This is a genomic window from Reichenbachiella sp. (assembly GCF_965233835.1).
Taxonomy (GTDB): Bacteria; Bacteroidota; Bacteroidia; order Cytophagales; family Cyclobacteriaceae; genus Reichenbachiella.
On record NZ_OZ247585.1, the window covers coordinates 2,460,418 to 2,484,583 of the forward strand.

22 protein-coding genes are annotated in these 24,166 nt (G+C 40.4%); 18 read left to right on the top strand and 4 right to left on the bottom strand.

Annotation, left to right across the window (positions count from 1 at the left end; translation table 11 throughout):
• The first annotated feature begins 90 nt into the window (after window positions 1-90).
• Complete coding sequence (locus tag ACO6S2_RS10485; protein WP_422358499.1) at window positions 91-2,526, top strand: ABC transporter permease; 2,436 nt, start codon at window positions 91-93, stop codon at window positions 2,524-2,526.
• Between the two features lie 52 nt (window positions 2,527-2,578).
• Here ACO6S2_RS10485 and ACO6S2_RS10490 read toward each other — a convergent pair whose 3' ends face one another.
• Genes ACO6S2_RS10490 through ACO6S2_RS10500 form a run of 3 tightly spaced genes read right to left on the bottom strand, consistent with a single transcriptional unit; the run spans window position 2,579 to window position 4,859 of the window.
• Window positions 2,579-3,532, bottom strand: a complete 954-nt coding sequence (locus ACO6S2_RS10490; RefSeq protein ID WP_422358500.1) for a succinylglutamate desuccinylase/aspartoacylase family protein — start codon at window positions 3,530-3,532, stop codon at window positions 2,579-2,581.
• Between the two features lie 3 nt (window positions 3,533-3,535).
• The gene (gene rimK / locus ACO6S2_RS10495) at window positions 3,536-4,435 is read right to left on the bottom strand and encodes a 30S ribosomal protein S6--L-glutamate ligase (RefSeq protein WP_422358501.1); all 900 of its coding nucleotides are present in this window, start codon (window positions 4,433-4,435) and stop codon (window positions 3,536-3,538) included.
• 1 nt (window position 4,436) lies between these two features.
• Complete coding sequence (locus ACO6S2_RS10500; protein ID WP_422358502.1) at window positions 4,437-4,859, bottom strand: ATP-dependent zinc protease; 423 nt, start codon at window positions 4,857-4,859, stop codon at window positions 4,437-4,439.
• 147 nt (window positions 4,860-5,006) lie between these two features.
• Between ACO6S2_RS10500 and ACO6S2_RS10505 the strand changes: the two genes are divergently transcribed.
• The 17 genes from ACO6S2_RS10505 to ACO6S2_RS10585 all read left to right on the top strand — a co-directional run bounded on the left by ACO6S2_RS10505 (window position 5,007) and on the right by ACO6S2_RS10585 (window position 22,951).
• Window positions 5,007-5,480, top strand: coding sequence for a GNAT family N-acetyltransferase (locus ACO6S2_RS10505; RefSeq protein ID WP_422358503.1), 474 nt, complete (start codon window positions 5,007-5,009; stop codon window positions 5,478-5,480).
• Window positions 5,477-6,691, top strand: coding sequence for a sodium:proton antiporter (locus tag ACO6S2_RS10510; protein WP_422358504.1), 1,215 nt, complete (start codon window positions 5,477-5,479; stop codon window positions 6,689-6,691). Before ACO6S2_RS10505 ends, ACO6S2_RS10510 begins: the two co-directional genes overlap by 4 nt.
• Window positions 6,692-6,720: 29 nt before the next feature.
• Window positions 6,721-7,773 carry a formylglycine-generating enzyme family protein gene (locus ACO6S2_RS10515; protein WP_422358505.1) on the top strand — a complete coding sequence of 351 codons (1,053 nt, stop codon included), beginning with the start codon at window positions 6,721-6,723 and terminating at the stop codon, window positions 7,771-7,773.
• 213 nt (window positions 7,774-7,986) lie between these two features.
• On the top strand, window positions 7,987-8,733 hold the full coding sequence (locus ACO6S2_RS10520; protein ID WP_422358506.1) for a hypothetical protein: 747 nt from the start codon (window positions 7,987-7,989) through the stop codon (window positions 8,731-8,733).
• A gap of 49 nt (window positions 8,734-8,782) precedes the next feature.
• Window positions 8,783-10,330 carry an arylsulfatase gene (locus ACO6S2_RS10525; RefSeq protein WP_422358507.1) on the top strand — a complete coding sequence of 516 codons (1,548 nt, stop codon included), beginning with the start codon at window positions 8,783-8,785 and terminating at the stop codon, window positions 10,328-10,330.
• Window positions 10,331-10,393: 63 nt separating this feature from the next.
• Complete coding sequence (locus ACO6S2_RS10530) at window positions 10,394-11,395, top strand: HAD family hydrolase (protein ID WP_422358508.1); 1,002 nt, start codon at window positions 10,394-10,396, stop codon at window positions 11,393-11,395.
• A gap of 7 nt (window positions 11,396-11,402) precedes the next feature.
• Window positions 11,403-12,368 carry an AAA family ATPase gene (locus ACO6S2_RS10535; RefSeq protein ID WP_422358509.1) on the top strand — a complete coding sequence of 322 codons (966 nt, stop codon included), beginning with the start codon at window positions 11,403-11,405 and terminating at the stop codon, window positions 12,366-12,368.
• A 3-nt stretch (window positions 12,369-12,371) separates the two neighbouring features.
• Window positions 12,372-13,301 carry a DUF58 domain-containing protein gene (locus ACO6S2_RS10540; protein WP_422358510.1) on the top strand — a complete coding sequence of 310 codons (930 nt, stop codon included), beginning with the start codon at window positions 12,372-12,374 and terminating at the stop codon, window positions 13,299-13,301.
• A 2-nt stretch (window positions 13,302-13,303) separates the two neighbouring features.
• A complete protein-coding gene (locus tag ACO6S2_RS10545) occupies window positions 13,304-13,783 on the top strand; it encodes a DUF4381 domain-containing protein (RefSeq protein WP_422358511.1) in 480 nt (159 codons plus the stop codon).
• Window positions 13,776-14,786, top strand: coding sequence for a VWA domain-containing protein (locus tag ACO6S2_RS10550; RefSeq protein WP_422358512.1), 1,011 nt, complete (start codon window positions 13,776-13,778; stop codon window positions 14,784-14,786). Before ACO6S2_RS10545 ends, ACO6S2_RS10550 begins: the two co-directional genes overlap by 8 nt.
• Window positions 14,787-14,961: 175 nt before the next feature.
• Window positions 14,962-16,497: a VWA domain-containing protein gene (locus ACO6S2_RS10555; protein ID WP_422358513.1), complete on the top strand. Its 1,536-nt coding sequence runs from the start codon at window positions 14,962-14,964 to the stop codon at window positions 16,495-16,497.
• Complete coding sequence (locus ACO6S2_RS10560; RefSeq protein WP_422358514.1) at window positions 16,481-17,815, top strand: hypothetical protein; 1,335 nt, start codon at window positions 16,481-16,483, stop codon at window positions 17,813-17,815. Before ACO6S2_RS10555 ends, ACO6S2_RS10560 begins: the two co-directional genes overlap by 17 nt.
• Before the next feature lie 17 nt (window positions 17,816-17,832).
• On the top strand, window positions 17,833-18,366 hold the full coding sequence (locus ACO6S2_RS10565; RefSeq protein ID WP_422358515.1) for a hypothetical protein: 534 nt from the start codon (window positions 17,833-17,835) through the stop codon (window positions 18,364-18,366).
• A 62-nt stretch (window positions 18,367-18,428) separates the two neighbouring features.
• Window positions 18,429-18,992 carry a DUF4136 domain-containing protein gene (locus ACO6S2_RS10570; RefSeq protein WP_422358516.1) on the top strand — a complete coding sequence of 188 codons (564 nt, stop codon included), beginning with the start codon at window positions 18,429-18,431 and terminating at the stop codon, window positions 18,990-18,992.
• Between the two features lie 116 nt (window positions 18,993-19,108).
• Window positions 19,109-19,717, top strand: coding sequence for a fumarylacetoacetate hydrolase family protein (locus tag ACO6S2_RS10575; RefSeq protein WP_422358517.1), 609 nt, complete (start codon window positions 19,109-19,111; stop codon window positions 19,715-19,717).
• Entirely contained in the window at window positions 19,704-21,584 is a 1,881-nt protein-coding gene (locus ACO6S2_RS10580; RefSeq protein ID WP_422358518.1) for a M23 family metallopeptidase, read from the top strand. The genes ACO6S2_RS10575 and ACO6S2_RS10580 overlap by 14 nt, the downstream gene beginning before the upstream one ends.
• A gap of 197 nt (window positions 21,585-21,781) precedes the next feature.
• The gene (locus tag ACO6S2_RS10585; protein WP_422358519.1) at window positions 21,782-22,951 is read left to right on the top strand and encodes an aspartyl protease family protein; all 1,170 of its coding nucleotides are present in this window, start codon (window positions 21,782-21,784) and stop codon (window positions 22,949-22,951) included.
• A gap of 9 nt (window positions 22,952-22,960) precedes the next feature.
• Here the strand turns inward: ACO6S2_RS10585 and ACO6S2_RS10590 are convergent, their stop codons facing one another.
• On the bottom strand, window positions 22,961-24,145 hold the full coding sequence (locus ACO6S2_RS10590; RefSeq protein ID WP_422358520.1) for an aspartate aminotransferase family protein: 1,185 nt from the start codon (window positions 24,143-24,145) through the stop codon (window positions 22,961-22,963).
• Window positions 24,146-24,166 lie beyond the last annotated feature (21 nt).

The following is a 24,166-nucleotide window of genomic DNA, read 5'->3' on the forward strand; positions in this document are numbered from 1 at the left end:
ATGTAGTCTTATGGGAAATAATAATCCTGATGCAACCCTTTTTTGGGGAATTGCATCTTGGGTGTATTATGAACTCAAAACTCAAAGGTCATGCTCAAAAACTTTGTCAACATTGCATTTAGAAACTTATTAAAACATAAGTTTTATTCTTTACTCAATATACTCGGTCTATCCATTGGTTTATCCTGCTTTATGGTCATCTCACTTTTTGTGATTGATGAGTTGTCTTATGATAAATTCCATGAAGGTTCGGCTAATATCTACCGGATGGATTTTGCCGCTAAGCTCAACGGCTCAGATCATGTTTCTGCTAAGGTAGGGGCTCCGGCTGCGCAAGCTTTACTGAATGACTATCCGATTGTTAAGGACGCCATTCGTATTTCGGCTACTGGCAATTGGTTCATAAAGGAAAAGGGTTTCGAAAAAACCTTTAAGGAAGAACATGTACTTATGGCAGATTCAAACTTCTTCTCCTTCTTTAGTGTGCCGATGATTCATGGTGATCCCAAAACTGCATTGGTAAGGCCCAATACACTGGTGATGGATCAGACGACTGCTAAGAAAATGTTTGGGGATAACAACCCCGTGGGCAGAACGCTTGTTTTGGATAATACCACAGATTATGAAGTAACTGGTGTGTACGAAGACTTACCCAAAAACTCTCATTTTCGCCAGAATATCATCCTTTCGGTAGCTAGTTTTCCTGGAAGAGCCAAAAGCACAAATTGGGTTAATACCGCCTTTAATACTTATATCAAATTTCAGGAGGGGATTGATTCGGAACAACTGGAGAAAAATTTCCCTGAGTTGATTGAGAAGTATATAGGTCCATTAATTCAGAAGTTTTTCGGGCAGTCTCTCGCAGAATTTAAGGAAGCTGGTAATAATGTCGGTTTTTCGCTGTTTCCTATGGAAATGATTCATCTTCATTCGGATAAGGATGGAGACCTGGCTCCAAATAGCGATATCAGCTACATCTATATTTTTTCAGCTGTAGCCATTTTTATTCTGCTTTTGGCATGTATTAATTTCATGAATTTGGCTACGGCAAGGTCAGCGAGTAGGGCGAAGGAAGTAGGAGTAAGAAAGGTAATGGGAGCACTCAAAAATCAATTGGTTTCTCAGTTTATTGCAGAGGCACTTGTTATAAGCTTTTTCTCATTTCTAATAGCCTATCTACTGACCATGGTATTCTTGCCATCGTTCAACGAGCTGGCGTCTAAAGAACTCGCGATAGCTCAGCTTTTCAATGGTACGTACGTCTTGCTGATGGTTGGAATTATGCTAATTGTAGGATTATTTGCAGGAAGCTATCCGGCATTCTATTTGTCGAGGTTTCAGCCAGCAGAGGTGCTGAAAGGAAAAGTGAAATTAGGAATGAAGAGTGGAGCACTAAGGAGCCTCTTAGTAGTTTTTCAGTTTAGTATATCTATTGTCCTCATGATTGGGACGGCCGTGGTCTTTGACCAACTTTCGTTTATTCAGAACAAAAAGCTGGGGTTTAATAAGGATCAGATTCTTATGGTTGAAGATGCCTGGATATTGGATCAGAAAGTGGAAACTTTCAAGACCGAGGTCAAGAGGAATATTAATGTAGAAAATGCGACGGTAGCCAGCTTTACTCCGGTAGGAGGGAATGATAACAGTGACTTGTTTTTCAAAAGTCCGTCTGGAGAATCAGATCAAAGTTTAGTTACCAATAAAGCTCGAGTGGATCATGACTTTTTAGAAACCTTAGGTATTGAAATGTCGGAAGGTAGATTTTTCTCTCGAGAATTTCTGTCTGACAGTAATGCGGTTGTGATCAATAAGGCTGCCGTTAAAATGTTCGGTTATGAAAACCCGATCGGAGATAAGATATACACCTATGGAGGCAGCCAGGAAGAGCCTGAGGTCATAGCACTAAAAATTATCGGCGTAATGGAGGACTTTCATTACAAATCGCTAAGAGATAATATAACTCCGTTGATTTTCTCACTAGGTAGAAGTACCGGATTTGCCATATTCAAAGTCAATACTGATAATATTCAGCAAACCATTTCAGATATAGAGCAAACGTGGTCGGATATTTCACCGGGACAGCCTTTTACCTATAGCTTCATGGATCAAAAATTTGATAGTATGTATGAAGCCGAACAAAAAATAGGACAGATTTTTACGGTGTTTGCCATACTCGGAATATTGATAGCTTGTCTGGGATTGTTTGGTTTGGCATCCTTTACTGCCGAACAGAAAACCAAAGAAATAGGTATCCGCAAGGCGTTGGGTGCTTCTATCTCTGGAATAGTTTTTATGTTATCGAAGAGTTTTATCAAACTCGTAGCAGTGGCTTTTGTATTGGCCGTTCCAGCCGCCTATTTCGCCATGGGATATTGGTTGGAGGACTTTGCCTACAGGACAGAAATTAAGGCCGTGACCTTCATTGGGATTGGAATTTTAGCATTTGCTATCGCATGGCTAACTATGGGATTTCAATCCTGGAAGGCTGCCCGACTAAATCCTGTGAAGTCTCTCAGAGAAGAATAAGCATTGATTTCAAGTTGAGTTTTAAGCCGTGCCGGAGGGCGCGGCTTTCTTTTTATCCTACGAAGCCAATATGAATCAACGCATCTCCACGATTGACCACTGGTACATTATTAATAGCGATGGCATATCCTGAGCTCGGTGCTTTCATTTTATGTTCGAATTCACCGTACGGGCCTGTGATTAGCCCTATTACAGTACCCTTCTCTACAAATTCTCCTGTGCGACAATAGGAGTGATAGATGCCGGCTGATTTTGCCCTGATCCAGGAAGATTTTTTTATGTACAGCGGTTCGCTATTGGCTACTGGAGCCTCTTCCCTCATATTCAAATGTTTCATGACTCGCAAGAATCCGTTTACGCCTTCGTCGATCGCATGCTTTCTCAATCTTAGAGACTCCCCGCCTTCAAACACTAATATAGATTTATCCTTCTTGGCAGCTTCTTTTCTGAAGGATTTTTCCCTGAAAGGGGAGTGGATCATGAATTTTGGTGAGAAAGCTTTTGCAAGCTCCAGGTTTTTTGCATCATCCATTTGGGCCCTAATCTGTGGGTAGTTATTGATCCGAGCACCTCCAGTATGATAGTCTATGCCGTAATCTATCAATGGTAAAATGTCCTGTGTCAATCTATACGCCAGTTGACTGGCCAAAGACCCATGGCGTGTTCCTGGAAAACTTCTATTTATGTCTTTTCCTCCATCGGCTGTTTGCCTGGAGAAATTGATGAAACCATAAACGTTGAGTATGGGAATACATATAACAGTACCGATAAGCGGCTTATGAAATTTGTTAGAAATAATTCGCCTTACGATTTCGATACCATTGATCTCATCGCCATGCATACCTCCAGTTATCAACAAGGTCGGCCCTGGCTTTTTAGCTCGACTTATGATGATTGGAATATCAATAGAGGTACGACTCGGTAGTTTGGCGATTTGCGCATCGATTTGCTTTTCTTCCCCAGGGGCAATGGCTATACCAGCAATTTTTATTTCCTGTAGACTCATCTTTTAGGCATCTACTTTTTTTCTTTTCTTCTGACTATTGATTTCAATATACTCAACAATTTTTCCTGCTATATCTACACCTGTAGCTTTTTCAATGCCTTCTAACCCAGGCGATGAGTTGACTTCCAGAATGAGTGGGCCTCTTTTTGATTGTAGCATATCAACTCCAGCTATTTTGAGTCCCATGGCTTCAGCGGCTTTAAGCGCAGCTGACTTTTCAGCTCGTTTTAGTTTGATAATATTGGCGCTACCACCACGATGGAGGTTGGAACGAAATTCTCCCTCTTTACCTTGACGCTTCATCGCTCCGACAACTTCACCATTGACAACGAAAGCCCTAATGTCTGCGCCTCCAGACTCTTCGATGAATTCTTGTAAAATTACCCTGGCCTTGAGACCTTCGAAAGCTTCAACAACAGACTTGGCGGCTTTCTTAGACTCTGCCAAAACAACCCCTAATCCTTGTGTGCCTTCTAGGAGTTTAATAACTACAGGAGCATTTCCGACTAACTCAAGCGTATTGTTTTCTTCTTTAGAAAAATTGGTAAATGCAGTCTTTGGCATGCTTACGCCTGATCTGGATAAAATTTGCAGGCTTCTGAGCTTATCTCTAGATCTGGTAATGGCCAACGAACTGACAGCCGAAAAGACTTTCATCATTTCAAATTGACGGACGACTGCTGTGCCATAAAAAGTCACTGAGGCTCCAATTCTTGGAATGACAGCATCAATGTCTTTTAGTTTTTCTCCTTGGTAATATAAGGATGGCCCTTCGTCGTCAATGATAATATCACATTTCAAATGGTCAATAATTAGCCCTTCATGCCCTCGTTGCTCTATCGCTTCCAGCAATCTTTTCGTTGAATACAAATTCGGATTTCTGGATAATACGGCTATTTTCATTTTATTGGATTTTTAAATTATATGATAAATCTTTTTCTTGAACATCAACAATGAAATGTCCTGCCAAGAGCTTTCTGCCTAGTAGTATCGGATACTTCATGTCCGTTCGATCGGTTAATGAAAAAGATGTCTTAAAGCGCTTACCGAATAGCACTACAGTTGTCTTTATAATATAACGTTCTTCGACATGCCCAGACGAACTTTTAATTTTTTTCTTGAAAAAATCTGAGCTATGGAAAGAATTTTCCTCTCCATTGCTCGCTAGAGGAATGCTGAAAATGATGCTGTCTACCCCTTCAAAGTCTCTATGTTCAATTTTGGAACAGTGAATAGAAGAACGGTTGGCACCTGTATCAATTTTTGCTTTGATATTCTCCAATGCAAATTCCGGAAGATCTATTTTATCCGCTCTTCCTATAGTCATTTTTTCCATGTCAAAAGCCTAACTGTTTATTCAAACTGAATTCAATTTATTAAGTTAATTTAGTTCGACCTATTGGCAATTGATGTACATATCAAATTTTATTTTCGCTTAATTAATTTGTGCTATTTTGCATTAAAAAAACAATACTTGATCGTACGAAAAATTCAGAAGTTAGAACCCAGAGACATCAGCACTTCTACAATTCTTTGGGCGTTGTTTCAAAAGTCTTACAAGGTGGAAGCAGAATTAGTGGCTGTATCGGATTTTCCACCTCTTCGAAGGGCAGTTGAGGATTTTCAGGAAAGTAACACTATGTTTTATGGTGTTTTGATCAATGAAAAATTGGCTGCGGCGACAGAGGTGTCCATAAACGAAGTTGATTTAGAAGTTTGTAGTTTAGTGGTTGATCCAGACTTTTTTAGACAAGGTCTTGCTCGTGAATTGTTAATCTTTATTGAGGAGAGATTTAAACCTGAACGGAGTACAGTGGAGACGGCAGCAGTTAATATTCCTGCGATCAAGCTCTATGAGAAACACGGCTTCGTCATGACTGATCAATGGATGACATCATTCGGCATAGAAAAAGTAAAATTAGTTAAGAGAAAAACTAGCTGTATATGACCACTGCAATTATTATTACATTTTGCACTTTATTACTGGTGGCCTATTTGTTTAATCTTACTTCGGCAAAAACCAAGGTGCCTTCAGTGATATTGTTGTTGATATTAGGATGGGCTCTTAAAAGAGGAGTGGAGTACTTTGAGATTAATGTGCCTAATTTAACAGCCATTCTACCTGTATTAGCTACAGCTGGATTGATTTTAATAGTGTTAGAGGGCTCGCTTGAATTGCGTTTGAATAAGTCCAAAATCCCGCTCATCAAGCAATCTGTTTTGGGGGCACTTGTCCCAATGATCAGTCTATCCTTGCTACTGGCTTATGTGTTTTCTTTGATGGGTGAGTATTCTTTCTTGAGGTGTTTGACCAATACAGTGCCCTTATGTATCATAAGCAGTGCCATAGCAGTGCCAAGTGTTTCAAATCTTTCAGAGTTTGACCGTGAGTTTGTCATCTATGAAAGTAGCTTGTCAGATATTCTGGGTGTGTTATTTTTCAACTTTGTTGTACTTTATGATAGTATTGGGGCGTCTTCATTTGGCCATTTCAGCATTCAATTGGTTGCGATTGTAATTATCTCTTTTGTCGCTACCTTAGGGTTGGCCTTACTTATTCGTAGAATTGATCACCACGTAAAGTTTATTCCTATCATATTGTTGGTGATATTGATCTATACGATTTTAAAAATCTATCACTTACCGGCACTGATATTCATATTGATATTCGGATTGTTTATTGGCAACGTAAACCAACTTCGTTGGTTTGCATGGATCGATAGATTGAAACTTGATGTTTTGGAAACCGAAAGTGTTAAATTCAGAGATTTGACTATTGAGCTGGCGTTTTTGGTTCGAGCGTTATTTTTTATCCTCTTTGGTTTTTTATTGGAGACATCAGAGATTCTAAACCTTGAAACCTTGATGTGGTCTGTTGGTATAGTGGCTTTGTTTTTTCTTGTCAGAAGTCTTCAAATTAAAATATCAGGGCTTCCGTTCAAGCCACTTTTATTTGTGGCACCACGTGGTCTTATCACTATTCTATTGTTTCTGAGTGTGACACCTGCTCAGCAGATTCCATTTGTGAACAATTCATTGATCATTCAAATTATATTATTAACCGCCATAGTGATGGCTGTGGGAATAATGACTACGGATACAGAGGAAGAGGAAGAATTTGATACGGTAGACGAGTCTTCGATAGAACAAAATAATTGATCAAAATTTATATAATAACTACGAACAGAATGAAGAATTTTATAGTAGCTCTATTGGCTATAGGAACAATAGCTTGTTCCTCGAAAGATTCCAACCAAAAGAATACTAATCTTCAAAAAGAGATAGTGGCGGAGACCCCTATCGACATGGTCTTTATCCCTGGAGGGACCTTCGTGATGGGAAATGAAGGCGAAGAAGCCACGCCCATAGAAGGGCCTGAGTTTAATGTTGAGCTTTCTGGATTTTATATGGATATAACAGAAGTGACAAATGCTCAATTTCAAAATTTTGTAGATGCTACAGGATATAAAACAGTAGCAGAGAGACCAGTGGACTGGGAAGAGCTCAAAAAGCAATTACCAACAGGGATAGAGAAGCCAGCTGATTCTTTGTTGCAGCCTGGCTCATTGATTTTCGCACCAATACCAAATGTCACAAATCTCTACGATATAGCTCAGTGGTGGGCCTGGCAAATTGGTACGGACTGGAAACATCCCTACGGACCAGGTAGCGATATCAAAGGAAAAGAAAATCACCCAGTGGTACATATTGCACATGAAGATGCTGAAGCCTTTTCCGAATGGGCCGGCAAAAGATTGCCTACGGAAGCAGAGTGGGAATATGCTAGCCGAGGTGGTTCGCAACAATCTTTTGCCTGGGGAGAAGAGTTGACACCTGAAGGTCGTTTTTTAGCTAACTTTTTCCAAGGCACTTTCCCAGGAGACAATTCTATGCAGGATGGTTTCGGGAAAACAGCACCTGTGAAAAGTTATCCACCAAACGCCTACGGATTGTATGACATGATAGGCAATGTATGGGAATGGACTAGTGACTGGTATAGACCAGATAGTCATTTAAAAAACAAAAATAAGGCAATAACGGTATGCAAAAACCCAACTGGGCCAGCGTCTAGTTATGACCCTATGGAACCACAGGTTCCCAAAAGAGTAATCAAAGGTGGCTCCTTTCTTTGCAGTGATCAGTATTGCAGCAACTACCGGCCCAGTGCCAGAATGGCAACGGCTATAGATTCAGGTCAGGAGCACTTGGGATTTAGGTGTGTTATTAGCGCGAAAAACTAGATTTGGAAAAAGCATCGTTACGATAGTGTTATCATTTTAGTCAAATCACTAGATTTTTAGGTTCATGTTTTTTACTTGTTGAACAATTTATTAATTTGTTTGACGAGTGGACTTGTCAATAGGCTAGTTCATAGAACAAACCTAAACGCTAAAATGACTTATTGTTTGAGATTTATTTCTCTTATATGTCTCTTGTCAATTTCCTCCTTGGCCTTGGCCCAAGATAAAGAGGAAGCAGCAGGTGGGGCTGCCCAAGCGAATAATCCCCTGGCCAATATGACGGCCCTTAACTTTCATAATTATTATATGCCTAAGTTGAGTGACGCACAGAATGATGCTTACCTCAATACTTCCTGGATTCGTTTTGCCAAACCGTTTAGTTCGGGAAAATTATTGCTTCGAGCATCTGTGCCACTAAGCACCGTAGCCATTCCTGACCCTAGTGGTGTGGTCAATTCTGAAAATGGCCTTGGAGATATTAATGCTTTTGTTTCATACAATTTTATATCAAAAGCCAATGCTACAGTGGGCATTGGGCCGATGATTTCGGCTCCTACCGCCTCAGCTGATGCTTTGGGTACTGGCAAGTGGCAAGCCGGATTGGCATTTGTAGCCTTTGTTGTCAAAGCCCCGCAATTTCAGCTTGGAGGACTGGTGACCTGGCAAACTTCTATAGGTGGTGATGCAGATCGAGCTGACACCAACAATGCAGCAATTCAGCCTTTTTATTTCTGGCAACTAGGGAAAGGAACTTATCTAAGAGGGGCACCCATATGGTATTTTGATATAGAAAATGAATCCTATGTTGTTCCAATTGGGTTAGGAATTGGAAAAGTAATTAAAGTAGGAAATACCGTATTCAATTGCTTCATTGAGCCGCAATACTCAATGCTTCATGAAGGCACTCAGCCACAAATTCAACTTTTCACGGGCATCAATCTACAATTTCTCAACCCATAGATCAGGGGTCAAATCAAGACATTAAATTTTATCAACTAATATTTATCCTATGAAAAATAAATCAATACTACTTTTGATAGCCTTGTTTACGCTCTGCGTGCCATTGGCAGAAGGTCAGAAAAATAAGAAACCCAATATCCTTGTGCTTTGGGGAGATGATATTGGACAGTCAAATGTGAGTGCCTATTCGATGGGAATCACAGGGTACCGAACCCCAAACATTGATAGAATTGCCAAAGAGGGGATGATTTTCACGGACTATTATGCAGAGCAAAGCTGTACAGCCGGTCGTTCCTCATTCATCCTTGGTCAAAGTGTTTTCAGAACCGGATTAAGTAAAGTAGGTATGCCAGGTGCGGCAGAAGGGATATCAGAAAAGGATCCTACGATTGCCGAACTATTAAAACCTCAGGGCTACGCCACGGGCCAATTTGGAAAAAATCACTTGGGAGATAGAGATGAGCACCTTCCTACCAATCATGGCTTTGATGAATTCTATGGGAATCTATACCATTTGAATGCTGAAGAGGAGCCTGAGTTGCCAGATTATCCGGATCCAAAAGAGTACCCAGATTTCAGAAAGAATTTTGGCCCAAGAGGAGTAATTCACTCTACTGCTGATGGGAAAATTGAGGATACGGGACCTTTGACTAAGAAACGTATGGAAACCATCGATGACGAATCATCAGAAGCAGCAATGAAGTTTATTAGAAATGCGGTGAAGGCGAATACACCATTTTTTGTTTGGTGGAATGGTACGCGTATGCATTTTAGAACGCATGTGAAGGCCGAGTTGAGAGGCGTTTCTGGCCAGAACGAATACGGTGATGGTATGGTAGAGCATGACATGCATATTGGGAAATTTTTGGACCTGTTGGATGAATTGAAAATTGCAGATAATACCATTGTGATGTATTCAACGGATAACGGTCCTCATAAAAACACTTGGCCCGATGCTGGTATCAATCCTTTTCGAGGAGAAAAAAACACCAACTGGGAAGGAGGATGGAGAGTGCCTGCTATGGTTAGATGGCCTGGTACCGTAAAGCCTGGTTCTATATGTAATGAAATCATGTCAGGTATGGATTGGATGCCTACATTTTTGGAGGCAGCCGGACAGGGAGATGTGCCTAAAAAATTATTGAAAGGATACTCTGCCAATGGTAGAAATTTTAAGGTACATCTAGATGGTTATAGTTTCATGCCTTATTTCAAAGGTGAAGTAGACAAAGGACCTAGAAAGGAATTATTCTACTTTTCAGACGATGGTGATCTGACGGCATTAAGATATGATGATTGGAAACTAATTTTCATGGAACAACGCTCACCTGGAACTCTGCAAGTTTGGGCCGAACCATTTATTCCATTAAGGTTACCGATGATTTACAATTTAAGAAGAGATCCTTATGAATTTGCTTCTATCACGTCAAACACGTACTATGACTGGTTATTAGATCATGCTTTTCTTCTAGTACCTGCGCAAAAAATTGTAGGTGATTTTCTAATGACTTTTAAGGAGTATCCGCCAAGAATGAAAGCGGCTAGTTTTAGCTTGGATAAAGTGATGGATAAACTAAGTACCCCTTCAAATAACTAATACATATTATTAATTCTTACAAAGCCGAATAGCATCTATTCGGCTTTGTTTTTCCTATTAATTATGAAAAATATATACATCATATTTTTTGGTTTATTGTGCATGGGGAGCTGTGGCCCCGAAAACGATAAAGTATCTGAAGTAAATCAAACCCCATTGCCTTCATGGAACGAAGGAGCAAGCAAATCGGCTATTTTGAACTTTGTACAAAGTGTAACGGATTCTACCAGCGCCTCTTTCGTTGCCATCCAAGATAGAATTGCTGTATTCGACAACGACGGTACCTTATGGTCAGAGCAACCCATGTATTTTCAATTGGCTTTTGCTTTGGATCAAATAAAGAAAATGGCTCCCGATCATCCAGAGTGGAATGAAACCGAACCTTTCAAATCTGTGCTCAACAATGATCTAGCTTCAGTGATGCAGCAGGGCGAGCACGCGCTTATTCAAATTATAATGGCTTCTCATGGAGGAATGACAACAAATAAATTTGAAGTCAACGTTACTGCCTGGATGAAGGCAGCCAAACATCCAAGATTTGGTAGACCGTACACTGATTTGATTTACCAACCTATGCTTGAAGTATTAGAGTACCTCAGAGCAAATGATTTCAAAACGTTCATTGTTTCTGGTGGAGGAATCGGTTTTATGAGACCTGTAACTAATCAGCTATATGGTATTCCAGCAGAGCAAGTGATGGGGAGCATGATGAAAGTGGAATACGACAAGGAGAACAAAGTGATTAATAGATATCCAGAATTAGCTTTTCTTGATGATAAATCAGGAAAGCCTGTTGGTATTTATAATTTTATTGGGAAGAAACCCATTGCTGCATTTGGCAATTCTGATGGAGACCTACAAATGTTGGAATGGACTTCTACCAATGAAAACTCATTCATGATGTTTGTTCGCCACACCGATGCCGAGCGAGAATGGGCATATGATAGTTTGTCTCATATTGGCAGATTGAAGGAAGGATTTGCAGTCGCTGCTGCATCTGGCTGGACCATAGCTGATATGAAAAAAGACTGGAAAGTGGTGTATCCCTTTGAGTTAGAAAAATAGAAAAAGCATGTCTGCATTAGAATCTATACAAGAATTAAAGTCTCGGATGTCGGCTTCCATCATAGGCCAAGATCAGTTAATAGACCGAATAATACTGGTGTTATTGGCGGATGGAAATATGCTCCTAGAAGGATTGCCAGGATTGGCCAAAACAAGAGCCATTAAGACCTTGTCCAAAGAATTGGATTGTGGATTAAGTCGAATTCAGTTTACTCCGGATTTGTTGCCTTCAGACATTACGGGTACTGAAATTTATCAGCCTGAATTGGAAGAGAAATTTATTTTTCAGCAGGGTCCGATCTTTAGCAACCTGATTTTAGCAGATGAAATAAATAGGTCACCAGCGAAGGTGCAGTCAGCATTGCTCGAAGCCATGGAAGAGCGACAAGTTTCCGTGGCTGGGAAAACTTATCAGATGGAACCCCTGTTTATGGTCATGGCCACACAAAATCCAGTAGAACAGGAGGGAACTTATCCACTTCCTGAAGCTCAGATGGACAGATTTCTGATGCACGTTATCATTAGCTATCCAGACGATGCTTCGGAATTAGAAATTTTAAGGCTGAACCGTTCAGAGCAAATGAATGCGGCGAATGAAAAGAAGGATAAGATATCTCCAGAAGTTATCCTTGCGGCAAGGAAAGAGATTGCCGATATTAAGATTTCCGAGAATATGGAACGCTACATTGTAGACTTGGTGTCTGCTACCAGATATCCTGAAAAATATTCAGAAGAACTAAATCAATGGATAGATTTTGGTGCGAGTCCTCGGGGGACCATCGCTTTGGATAGGTCAAGTAGAACTCATGCTTGGATGTCGGGCCGTGATACTGTAACGCCCGATGATGTGCGCGCAGTGATGCATGATTGTTTAAGACACCGATTGATTTTGAGCTATGAGGCCAATGCAGATGGTGTGGATGCAGATCAAGTGCTTGATGAGATTTTGAAGCAAGTGGCTGTGATTGGTTGATTGATGGCAGATCAGGACAAATACCCGAAAGATATTTTCACTTCCCTGAAAGAACTTCTGGAAATGGAGCGATTTGCGCACAGCATTCGCTTTCAATCATCAAAAAAGAAGGTAAAAAGTGTGCTAGGAGGTAAACATGCATCAAAGCTTAGGGGTAGAGGATTGGATTTTGAAGAGGTAAGAAACTATGTTCAAGGTGATGATATCCGTAACATCGATTGGAAAGTAACAGCTCGAACAAAAGTTACACATACCAGAGTGTTCAGTGAAGAAAAGGAAAAGCCAGCCTTGGTAGTCGTAGATCAATCCAGGTCGATGTTTTTTGGCTCAAGTCAGCGAACCAAGTCTGTCGTAGCTGCGGAGCTAGCGGCCATTGCAGCATTCAAGGTACTGAAGCAAGGAGACCGAGTGGGTGGAGTTGTAATCGCTGACGAGGAAATTGATGTCCTAAAACCCAAAAGAGACAGAAGGAATATTCTGAGGTTTTTAGAGAAAGTTGTTTCGAGAAATCAAGAATTGATCGAAGGTAAACCGACCAATTTTGATGATGTGTTGAAAGCGACTTTAACAAAAGTACAAAACCTTGTAACACATGATTATTTGGTGGTCGTTATTAGCGATTTTCACAGGTATTCTCCGGAGGTAATTCAGTTCGCCTCTCGAATGAAGCATCATAATGATGTGGTGTTCATACAAGTGACTGATCCGATGGAGCGTGATATTCCTGCTACGAAGTTTGTAGCCGGCGATACAGCAACACAAATTGCTATCGATGGTGCAAATGCTAAACTTAGAAAGCATTTTTCGGAAGCGTTTGATTCGGATTTAGACAGTTTCAAGTTGCAAATGAAAATGCATCGCATACCTGTTTTGCAGTTCGATACGGTGCAGTCCATAGATCAGCAACTGAAAAAAGTTTTGGAACAAGTTTGAAAATGGATTTTCTAATCTCACAAAAGGCTGATACCACGCAACTCAAGGCAGCAGATTTCAAACTTGAAGGACTATACGAGCCGCCTCCAGTAGAATTCACCTTTGAAACTATTGGGTGGAGTATTTTGGCAGGATTGGTTTTTCTAGCGATCGGTGTATGGATGTTTAGTTCTATAAGGCAGTTCGTTAAAAACAAATACAGAAGAGAAGCACTGGCTAAAATCAAGAATTCAGATAACGACATTAACACTATCTGGGTCGTACTAAAACAAGTGGCTATTTATCGTTTTGGAAGGAGAGGGGTTGCAGACTTGACTGGAAAAGATTGGTTGTCGTTTTTAGAGTATTCAGCTGCCGATGTGGAGTTTTTGAAGTGGAGTGATGAGGTCAATAAAATGCTATATGAAAAGATAGTGCTTGATGAATCCATCAGGGTCGAATTAGTAACTAATGCGAAAAAATGGATAAAAAACCATGCCTAGCAATTTTGAAATAGCGTTTCCATGGGCCTTATTTCTACTCCCATTGCCACTCTTGATCTATTGGCTTTTTCCTCCATTACGGATGCGAAGTGCTTCGCTCCAATTGCCGAATTACGACCGAGCTGTTGCATATACTAATCAGAAAACCAGAAAGTCGTCTTTCATAAAGAAGAGAGGCTTTTTTAGATCACTTGTCCTAGTTGCAATTTGGATATTGATAGTCGCAGCTTTAACAAATCCACAGTTGGTAGGTAAGCCTGAAATGAAAGTAAAAACCTCGCGTAATTTTCTGATAGCTGCTGATATATCGTTCAGTATGGCGCAAGAAGATTGGGAAATTGATGGAAAAAAAGTAAGGCGGTGGGAAGCTGTTAAATCCGTGATGCGTGAGTTCATAAAGAAACGGGAGGGAGACCGAATGGGTCTGATTTTTTTTGGGTCAAGTGCCTATATCCAGGCTCCTTTTACTCCCGAATTAGAAACAGTCAATCAAATGCTAGATGAAGCAGATGTTGGCATGGCAGGACAAATGACACATATCGGAAAAGCCATTACCAAAGGAGTTGGTATGTTTGAAAAGGACACTATCAAGACGAAAGTCATGTTACTGCTCACAGATGGAATTGATGCCGGTACCGATATTTTGCCACTCGACGCTGCTGACATGGCTCGCGAAGATTCTGTCATGATTTATACCATCGGGATTGGTACACCTGGCAACCGAGGGTCTGACTTAGATGAAAATACCCTTAAGGAAATTGCAGAATTAACAGGTGGTCAGTACTTTTTGGCAAAAGACAATAAACGGTTACAAGAAATCTATGCTGAGTTGGATAAACTAGAGCCCATGGAGTATGAGGAAGAAAAGAATAAGCCTATCACTCTACTTTATCCTTACCCGCTAGGAGCTGCATTAGCGCTCATGATGGTGCTTACATTTTTGCTCATGATTGTAAACCTTTTGGAGAGCATAAGTAACAGAAAGGAGGTTTACAATGAGTGATTGGCTACCATTAGATTGGGAACAATTCCATTTTTTGAGACCTGTATTTTTATGGGGATTTGTGCCAGTTATATGTTTTGTAGTTGTGGGGTTATTAAACCTAAAACAGGAAGTAAAGTGGCGGAATGTCATCGCACCGCATTTAAGGCCTTATGTGATTCAAAAAGGTAATCATATGGTCAGATTCTGGATGAATCTTGTTTTACTTCTGGTCTTTTCGTTTGGTCTGTTGGCATTGGTTGGACCTACGTGGAAGAGAGTAGAAGTGGCTGGCAGGGACCTGGAAACACCTATGGTGATATTATTGGACTTGTCGCAAAGCATGTTGGTAGATGATCTACAGCCTAATCGTTTGGAAAGAGCCAAATTTAAAATCAAAGACCTCTTGGGTAAGAACCCGCAAGCCAGAGCAGCTTTGGTTGGGTATTCGGGATCTGCTCACACGATTGTGCCGTTAACACGAGATTATGAAATAATAAATAACCATGTGGAGGGCTTAAAACCATCAGTCATGCCATTCCCCGGTTCTGACCTTGCTGTAGGTATCGCATGGTCTGACTCTGTTATGTCTGTGACCGACGCACCGGGTACGTTGATTCTTTTTTCAGATGATTTTGAGCGTTCTCATTTTGAACTAATCAGCAAATTTTTTTCACAATCTGAACACAAGGTGGAGATCGTGCCTATGAATACATTGGCAGGGGGAGAGGTGCCCAATCGATGGGGCAACAACCCTATGATGGACGACAAAGGCAATCCAGTATATTCTGCCTTGAACCAAGAAGCACTGGACTATTTGAGCGCTATTGACGGAGTAACGGTACATGCGCTAACCTTGGATGATAGCGACGTGGAGGCGATTAGTGAAAAAATAGCGGCTAATCTAAAGTTTACTGAGGAACCAGAAGAAAAAGAAGAAGACTGGCGGGATGCTGGTCTTCTGTTGGTTTTTCCTATGGCCTTCTTATCCCTATTCTGGTTTAGAAAGGGATGGGTCATCTATCTGTTGCCAATAGTATGGCTTTCTTCTTGTGGCCAGATCAATGATTTTGATGACCTATGGTATACACCAGATTATCAGGGACAGCAATGGAGCACGAAAGGTGACTTCAAAGAAGCAGCTGAAAAATACCAAGATCCATTAAGGAAGGGTGTGGCTTATTATAAGGCCGGAGATTTTGAGTCCGCCATCAAAGCATTCAATGAAGATACGACTGCCATGGGTGTTTATAATTTGGGATTGGCATACTTTAACAATGGTGATACACTAGCCGCGCAATTGGCTTTTGCCCAAGCCGTAGAAATGGACCCTACCAATGCGGCGGCCGCAGAGAATCAAAACTTGGTAAAACAATTGATCGGAGGAGTAAACGAAATAGATCCAAAGGAAGCTCAAGAAGCGTCAGAGTCTGGTTCTGCTGAAAATGAGCAAAACAAGGATATGGAAGACCTTGGTGGTGGAGGCCAGGAAGCCACAAAGGAAGACATGGATAAAAAGCGCAAGGAAGAAACCGTATCCACCGACATGCGGAAAGGAAAAGAGTTAGATCAAGTGCCAGACGATTTGGGTACAGATGCTCCACGTAGTGATCAAAGCAAAGTGCTTATGCGTAAAGTAGATGATGACCCCACTTTGTTTCTAAAAAGAAAATTTGAATATCAAGTAAGGAAAAAACAAATTAAACCCAACCCTGATGCTGACAAGTGGTAAGATAAAATACGGTTTTTTGTTTATGGTCATGATGGTTCTCTTGGTTAGTACTGCTGATGCTCAAAAACTGTGGAGCCAAGTCAAACTCAATAGATCTGTGACCTATGTCAATCAGCCTGTAGAAGTTACCATTACAGTCTACACCTCAACTTGGTTTACCAGCGGAATAGACCCGGGAAACGTCAAAGTGAACGGCGCGTTTACTACCTATTTCAGGCCTGTAAGCACTTCTTTTGTAGACAAGGGACAAAACTATGCAGGCGTTCAATTGATTTATCATGTTTTTCCTTTTGAGAAAAAGGATGTGGTTTTTCCATCGCTTACACTTGAACTAGAAACTCCACCTGATGGGGACTACGTGGGTGTCCTGAAAAAATTGAAGACCAAAGAACGCTTGATTAAAGTAAGACCTGTTCCTTCAGGATTTAGTAAGTCTGATTGGCTTGTCGCCAATGGCTTAAAAGTAGCTGATCGGTGGAATAGATCAAGTAAGCAAGTCAAGGTAGGAGATGTGCTAGAAAGAAAAATCACAAGGACGGCTTATGGAACTGTTGCCGAACTCATCCCGCCAATAAATTGGGATACCGTAAGAGGAGTGAGTCTATACCCTACCCGGAGTCAAGTTGAAAATTTCAAAACCAAAACAGCCATTAGCGCTTCTCGAACTGAAACCATGCGCTATTTGTTTGAAAAAGAAGGAAAGGTTACTTTACCCGAAATAGTTTTCACCTGGTATCATCCTTATCATAAAAAACTATATAAAAAGACCTTAGAAGAAGTTACTGTCTTGGTGGCTTCCAATCCAGACTTAGGAATGCTTTCAAGTGTCCGGGACTCGTTGCTGGTAGATAAAAAGCACGAAGAAATGTTGACAAAAGATGATCAGCCTTTTGGAATGTTGGGCCTGACCTGGCAGGAGTTGGTGAAATATGGAATTGGGGTGCTTGTAGTTGCTTATTTTATGACTTTGTTGATAAAAAGGACAGTTCTCTATATCCAGTTAAAACGCAAAGCTTACCTTCATTCTGAAGCCTTTTATTTCCATGAAGTCAAGAAAGCCGTTAGGCGAAATGATCGAAAAATGATGCTCAATAGTCTATATAGTTGGCTGGCTCAACTAGAGGGACATCATACTAGCCTAACCGCATGGGTGAATTTATATGGCACGATTCGGTTGAAAAAGGAGGTTTTAGACTTAGAAAATGACAAAGAAGATTTTACTTGTAGCATTAGCGAATGGGTATATGCAAGGAAAAGCTATTTGCGAGAAGTCCATCGAACACATAAGCCATCCTTAGCAAGTTGGATTAATCCGTAAACATTAAAATGTAAGATATGAGGTTGATTAAGATTCTTTTAATTATTCTGGCTACAATTTTTTCACAAAGTATTTACGCGCAGGAGGCGGAAAGAGGAGAATTTAAAAACCATAAACTCTCTTTGATCATTGGACATGCTTATGTTCCTGCAGGTGTAAACATATTACGAGAAAAGGTATGGACTGTCTTACCCAGTTGGGGACTAGATTATGACTTTAGGTTCAATGAAAAGTGGGGCTTGGGAATACATACCGATTTAGTTGTGGAGAGTTTCGAATATGAAGGAAATGAAAAGATTGTCTTCGAACGAACACGACCATTTTCGGCAGTTCTAGTGGGTTCAAGAAAGTTTGGTAAACATCTTACTTTGATGGCTGGAGGAGGAATAGAATATGCAAAAGAAGAAAACCTAAAATTAGTTCGTATTGGCTTTGACTACGGCTGGGAATTACCCAATGAATGGGAGCTAAGTGCAAGTCTAATGTCGGATTTTAAAATTGATGCATACAACTCGTGGGTGATTGGCTTGGGAGTGGGGAAATTATTTTAACTTAACTATCTAAATCATCATTGAATTAAATTATTAATATTATTTATCTAATCTAATTAACTATGAAGAAGACTATATCCTTTGGAGCTTTAATGATCATGTTGTTTTTAGCTCAGACGTCTATAGGACAAGTGAAAAGTGACTACGATAAAGAAGCAGACTTTTCGAAGTATAAGACGTATACATTCGCGGGATGGCAAGAAAACAGTGATAAGATCCTAAATGAATTTGATAAGAAAAGAATTCTAGATGCCTTAAGATCGGAGTTTTCCAATAAGGGGATGGAAGTTGTAGAGTCTGATGGTGATGCCATTATTACGCTCTTCGTTGTTGTCAACCAAAAAACAAGTACGACCGCATACACTGATTTTAATGGCGGCATGGGCTATGGCGGCCGATGGGGCTGGGGTTATGGTGGTATGGGCATGGGAAGTGCTACCACCACCTATACAGAAAGTGACTATAACGAAGGTACATTGGTGGTAGATATGTACGATACTACTGAGAAGCAATTAATCTGGCAGGGCGTTATTACATCTACTGTGACTGAGAATCCAAAAAAACGAGAGAAAACCATTCCGAAGAAAATACGGAAGCTTATGAAAAAGTACCCTCCAAAGAAATAGAGAAAAAATCCCCGGAACCCCCGGGGATTTTTTTTATGATGCACTTAGTTTATGCTTTGCAATAAATTATCTTCACCGTTTAATTGAGTTTCAAGTCTAGATAAAGCAACAAACACATGAAAATCCTGGCGATTGGAAGAAACTATGCTAAGCATATAGAAGAGCTGAATAATGAGCGACCGGATGAACCAGTGGTTTTTGGCAAACCCGAAACTGCTATTTTAAAGAAAAACGCAGCCTTTTATTATCCAGACTTTTCAAAAGACATTCATCATGAGGTTGAGATTTTGGTGAAAATCTGTAAAGTTGGTAAGAATATTGATCAACGGTTTGCTCATAAGTATTATGAGGAGATTGGTATAGGAGTGGATTTTACAGCCAGAGACCTACAGTCTAAGGCTAAAGCCAAAGGACTTCCATGGGATTTGGCCAAAGGTTTTAACGGATCTGCCCCAATCTCAGAGTTCGTACCTAAAACTGATTATGATCTTTCCAACCTTAATTTTAGTTTAAAGAAAGATGGTGAAGATGTGCAGGTTGGAAACACCTCAATGATGCTCTTTAATATTGATTACATCATATCCTATGTCTCCAAGTTTTTCATGTTGAAGAAGGGAGATATTATATTTACCGGCACCCCTGAAGGAGTTGGTCCAGTTCAGATAGGACAAAGGTTAGAAGCATTTATTGAGGATAAAAAAATGATGGATTTTGAAATCAAATAGAGTCCTTTTTGTCCTTGTCTTTATTGGTTTTCAGACATTAGCTCAAGTGGTGCCGAAGAGAGGGGACTTTATGTTTCCAGTTCGTCCTAAACAAGAAAACTATTTGGCAGGAACGATGGCAGAGTTACGGTCTTCTCATTTCCATTCAGGCTTGGATATCAAAACAAGTGGGATAACTGGTTTACCCATTTACGCAGCAGCAGATGGATACATTCAAAGAATTAGAGTGGCGTTAGGTGGTTATGGTAACGCACTATATCTGGTTCACCCTGAAAATGGAACAGTCACCGTTTATGCACACCTCAAGTCATTCAATCAGGATATTGCGGCCTACGTTAGGAAACAGCAGTATGAGGACGAGTCTTTTTCAATTGATCTCTATCCAGACAAAAATCAGTTTACCTTCAAGAAAGGGGAAGTCATTGCCTTGTCAGGTAACTCAGGATCTTCTTCTGGCCCTCACCTTCATTTTGAAGTTCGAAATTTGAGACATCGAGCACTTGACCCACTGGAGTACGGTTTTGACGAAATTGTTGATAAGACTCCACCCGTGCTAGCTTCTGTTGCCTTTGTGACTATGGACGAACACGCCAGAGTCAATGGCATGTGGGGAAGAATTGAGTTTGATGTAATCACGGATGAAAACGGAAACGCAAGAATAGAAGAAGGAATCTCTTTGTTTGGAAAGATTGGAATTGAAATTTATGCCTACGATAAATTTGACGGTGCTAGAAACCGCAACGGTATCCGATACCAAACCATGCTTTTTGATGGTAAACCAGCTTTTACTCAGCGTATTGATCAGCTTAATTTCAGCACGCAAAGAAATATCTTGGTGCATACGAACTATAAGCGATCGAGAGAAGGAGGAAGAAGGTTTAATAAGTTATATAAGGATACTGGCAATAAACTGTCTTTTTATGATACCAATGATCAATCTGGCTTGCTAAGGGTATATGATCCAATGGAGCATCAGATTGACATCAGACTGGAAGATGCCTATGGGAATATCAATCAGGTGAATATTAAAATAAATGAGAATGGATTTGAACGCAGTCGTGACCTTAAGCATACTTATGGACTCGATAACGAAGGGTTTGATTTGTTCAGGCACTGGCTAGAAATAGAAAGTGAAGAAGGTTATTGCGATGCTAATTTTTATATAGAGGGCAAAAAACAAACGGTAGATATGGCGTATTATACAAATACTAGTCATCATTTTTTGTGGGATCTTCGAAAGGGCTTGCCGGATTCTGCTGAGCTATGTAATAAATCCTTTCGTTTTTCTTTGGTCGAAAGTATTCCCTCCGAACAAAAAATCAAGTGGGAAGGTGATGGGTTAAGATTATCCTTTCCGAAATATGCGTTGTTTGATACGACATATTTGCGTTACGAAAAGTTGGAAAGAAATGGTTTTGAAGTTTTCAATCTTCAAAACAGAACAACACCGCTGAGACAGTTCTCAACTGTTTATCTAAAGCCTGAAGGCGTATATGATTTGATCAAATCAGGGGTCTATTCAATTACTAGTAAGAATCAACTTGGATTCGTAGGAGGGGAGTGGGAAGGAGACGAGCTTGTTTTTAAAACCCGAGATTTGGTGCCTTTTACCATTGCTACAGATTCTGTTCCGCCGACCATTGTAAGGAGACCTTCAAGAAAAGGTCGGGTAAAATTCAAAATTGAGGACAAGATGTCTGGTATTCATTCGATTAAAGCAACCTTGAATGGAACTTGGTTACTTATGAATTTCGATGCCAAGTCAGGATATATCTGGTCTGATGAAGAAGTTGAAATTATAGGTCAGTTTTCGCTGTCAGTCAAGGACAATGCAAGCAATATTACCCGCTTCGAAGCGACCTTTTGATTTTTTTGGCATAATCTCTGATTGGTAGGCTCAAATTATGCTTAATAAAAAGGTGGCGTGTTTTGATATTCCGCTATTTGAGATTAATTTCATGCACTTATGACAAATCAGGTATTAGGTGCTGTTTTTTTTAAATCATCAACCTGAATTAAGCACACGGTAATTTTGATTTGATCACTTCTAAAAACTATTAAATAATGAAAAGAAAAATAGGAATAGCAATAGCAGCAGTACTCTATGCTGGTGTAGCGTTGGCGCAAAAGCCTGTAGCAAGTTTTCCTTTTGAACAATATGGCTCTCATTCGTTCATTAAGGTTAAGGTCAATAATTCAGAAGAATTAGATTTTATTTTTGACACTGGAGATGGCTTGACAGTTCTCAATATTGACAGAGCCATTGAGCTAGGTATGAAAGCTGGTTCTAATGCTACTACCACAAGTGCCGAAGGTACTATTAGCGGTAAGTTGGTTAAGCACAATGAACTAACAGTAGGTGGTGCGCCAGTTCACAATATCAAGGTGTATGAGACTTCATTAAATCATTTGGAGATAAGCATAGGAAGAGATATCGATGGTATTATTGGATATGACATCCTTAACAACTATGTGGTGTCCATGAATTTTGATACCAAAATGATTGACCTCTATGATCCTTCTACTTACAAGTACAACGGTACAGGTAAGATGATGAGCATCAACTTGACTTCATTCATTCCACATATCTCGGGTCAGGTTACGCTGAGCAATGGTGAAAAAGTGAAAGGGGAATTTTTCGTAGATACAGGAGCTAAGGCTACAGTTGATTTTAATACACCTTTTGTAGAATCCAATGGGATGGCATCAAAGATTGGCGACAGCTATATCTATTTAGTGGCAGGCCTTGGTGATAAGGAGTACGAACACCATCGAGGAAGGGTACAGAAGTTTGAGTTTGAAGGGTTCTCTTTTGATGACATGCCAGTAGGGCTTAGTCACGCTAAGCATGGTATTCAAAATCATAAAAAAGTTTCTGGCATTATTGGAGGAACTTTGTTGAGTAAATTCAATATCGTATATAACTACAAAGACAAAAAGATGTACTGGGAAAAAGCCAAATCTTATGATGAAGCATTTCCTGTGAATGCATCGGGTATGGAGCTCCAGTTAAGTAGAAATAAGTCTCAGGTTTTGGTACACAAAGTATTTGACGATAGTCCGGCTTCCGAAGCAGGAGTAAAGGTTGATTCCACTATTGAGGCAGTGGATGGTCAGGATGCTTCAGAATTGGGCTTGGCCAAGCTAAGAGAAATATTCGCTCAGGATGGAAAAAAACTTACTGTTACTATCGATGGTAAAGACATTGAAATGAAGTTGAAATCGATGCTGTAAAGTATCCGATCAACTCACTTTATCAATGGCTTGCAATATTTTATTGCAAGCCATTTTTATTTCCTCTGATGTGATCGTGAGTGGAGGAGCGATACGCATAGAATTATCACAAAATAAGAACCAGTCAGTGAGTATTCCCTCATCCAGCAATTGATGAATGATTTGATCCAGGTATTCAAAAGATTCAAATTCCACAGCCATCATCAATCCCACATTTCTTACCTCTTTGATTTTATCGTGCTTGAGTAATGATAAAAATAACGCTGCTTTTTCAGTCACTGATTCAATCAAATTTCCTTCTTGCAACACTTTGACTGTTGCCAACGCAGCAGCGGAACTTACAGGATGACCTCCAAATGTAGAAATATGGCCAAGGATTGGGTCGTGGGTTAAATCGTGCATGATGGCTTTGGAGGATATAAATGCACCGATAGGCATACCACCTCCCATACCTTTGGCACAAAGCAAAATATCAGGGAAAACGCCGTAATGTTCGAAAGCCCAGAATTTGCCTGTTCGCCCGAATCCGCATTGAATTTCATCCATAATCAAAAGTGTACCAGTCTCTGTACATTTTGCTCGTAAGGCCTCAAAATAGGTGCTGTCTGCAAATCGAACGCCAGCTTCTCCTTGTACGGTTTCGATAATAACTGCGGCAGTTTCTTGATCAATTTGGCCCAGATCTTGTATCTCACCAAATCGGATTTGATGGATGTCTGGAAGTAATGGCCTAAAAGGGGCCTTGAGTTTTTCATCTCCAGCTATGGAGAGTGCGCCTGAAGTAGAACCGTGATAAGCATCTACAAACGAAATAATCTTTTTCCTTCCCGTATGTCGCTTAGCCAGCTTCAAGGCACCTTCGGTGGCTTCACTGCCTGAGTTCACTAGAAATACATTATCCAGGTGTTCGGGTAGCGTTTGAGTAATGGCATGCGCCAATTGAACTTGTGGTGCAGTGACAAACTCTCCATACACCATCACATGCAAATGCTTGTCTATTTGGGTTTTTATAGCTTCTATTACCTTCGGGTGCCTATGTCCTACAGAGCTGACTCCAATACCGGAAATAAGGTCCAAATAGGCCTTTTCATCTTTGTCGTACATGTAGACCCCTTCGGCTCTTTCAATTTCAAGAGCCAATGGAAATTCTGATGTTTGTCCTAGGTGTTTGAGGAAGAGTTGTCTGTTATTCATAAAATAAAAAAGCTGCCTAAA

Excerpts from the sequence above, each read along its gene's own strand:
- ACO6S2_RS10485 (WP_422358499.1), top strand. The coding sequence starts at position 91 with ATGCTCAAAAACTTTGTCAACATTGCATTTAGAAACTTATTAAAACAT.
- ACO6S2_RS10490 (WP_422358500.1), bottom strand. The coding sequence starts at position 3,532 with ATGAGTCTACAGGAAATAAAAATTGCTGGTATAGCCATTGCCCCTGGG.
- rimK (WP_422358501.1), bottom strand. The coding sequence starts at position 4,435 with ATGAAAATAGCCGTATTATCCAGAAATCCGAATTTGTATTCAACGAAA.
- ACO6S2_RS10500 (WP_422358502.1), bottom strand. The coding sequence starts at position 4,859 with ATGACTATAGGAAGAGCGGATAAAATAGATCTTCCGGAATTTGCATTG.
- ACO6S2_RS10510 (WP_422358504.1), top strand. The coding sequence starts at position 5,477 with ATGACCACTGCAATTATTATTACATTTTGCACTTTATTACTGGTGGCC.
- ACO6S2_RS10515 (WP_422358505.1), top strand. The coding sequence starts at position 6,721 with ATGAAGAATTTTATAGTAGCTCTATTGGCTATAGGAACAATAGCTTGT.
- ACO6S2_RS10525 (WP_422358507.1), top strand. The coding sequence starts at position 8,783 with ATGAAAAATAAATCAATACTACTTTTGATAGCCTTGTTTACGCTCTGC.
- ACO6S2_RS10530 (WP_422358508.1), top strand. The coding sequence starts at position 10,394 with ATGAAAAATATATACATCATATTTTTTGGTTTATTGTGCATGGGGAGC.
- ACO6S2_RS10535 (WP_422358509.1), top strand. The coding sequence starts at position 11,403 with ATGTCTGCATTAGAATCTATACAAGAATTAAAGTCTCGGATGTCGGCT.
- ACO6S2_RS10540 (WP_422358510.1), top strand. The coding sequence starts at position 12,372 with ATGGCAGATCAGGACAAATACCCGAAAGATATTTTCACTTCCCTGAAA.
- ACO6S2_RS10545 (WP_422358511.1), top strand. The coding sequence starts at position 13,304 with ATGGATTTTCTAATCTCACAAAAGGCTGATACCACGCAACTCAAGGCA.
- ACO6S2_RS10550 (WP_422358512.1), top strand. The coding sequence starts at position 13,776 with ATGCCTAGCAATTTTGAAATAGCGTTTCCATGGGCCTTATTTCTACTC.
- ACO6S2_RS10555 (WP_422358513.1), top strand. The coding sequence starts at position 14,962 with ATGGTCAGATTCTGGATGAATCTTGTTTTACTTCTGGTCTTTTCGTTT.
- ACO6S2_RS10560 (WP_422358514.1), top strand. The coding sequence starts at position 16,481 with ATGCTGACAAGTGGTAAGATAAAATACGGTTTTTTGTTTATGGTCATG.
- ACO6S2_RS10565 (WP_422358515.1), top strand. The coding sequence starts at position 17,833 with ATGAGGTTGATTAAGATTCTTTTAATTATTCTGGCTACAATTTTTTCA.
- ACO6S2_RS10570 (WP_422358516.1), top strand. The coding sequence starts at position 18,429 with ATGAAGAAGACTATATCCTTTGGAGCTTTAATGATCATGTTGTTTTTA.
- ACO6S2_RS10575 (WP_422358517.1), top strand. The coding sequence starts at position 19,109 with ATGAAAATCCTGGCGATTGGAAGAAACTATGCTAAGCATATAGAAGAG.
- ACO6S2_RS10585 (WP_422358519.1), top strand. The coding sequence starts at position 21,782 with ATGAAAAGAAAAATAGGAATAGCAATAGCAGCAGTACTCTATGCTGGT.
- ACO6S2_RS10590 (WP_422358520.1), bottom strand. The coding sequence starts at position 24,145 with ATGAATAACAGACAACTCTTCCTCAAACACCTAGGACAAACATCAGAA.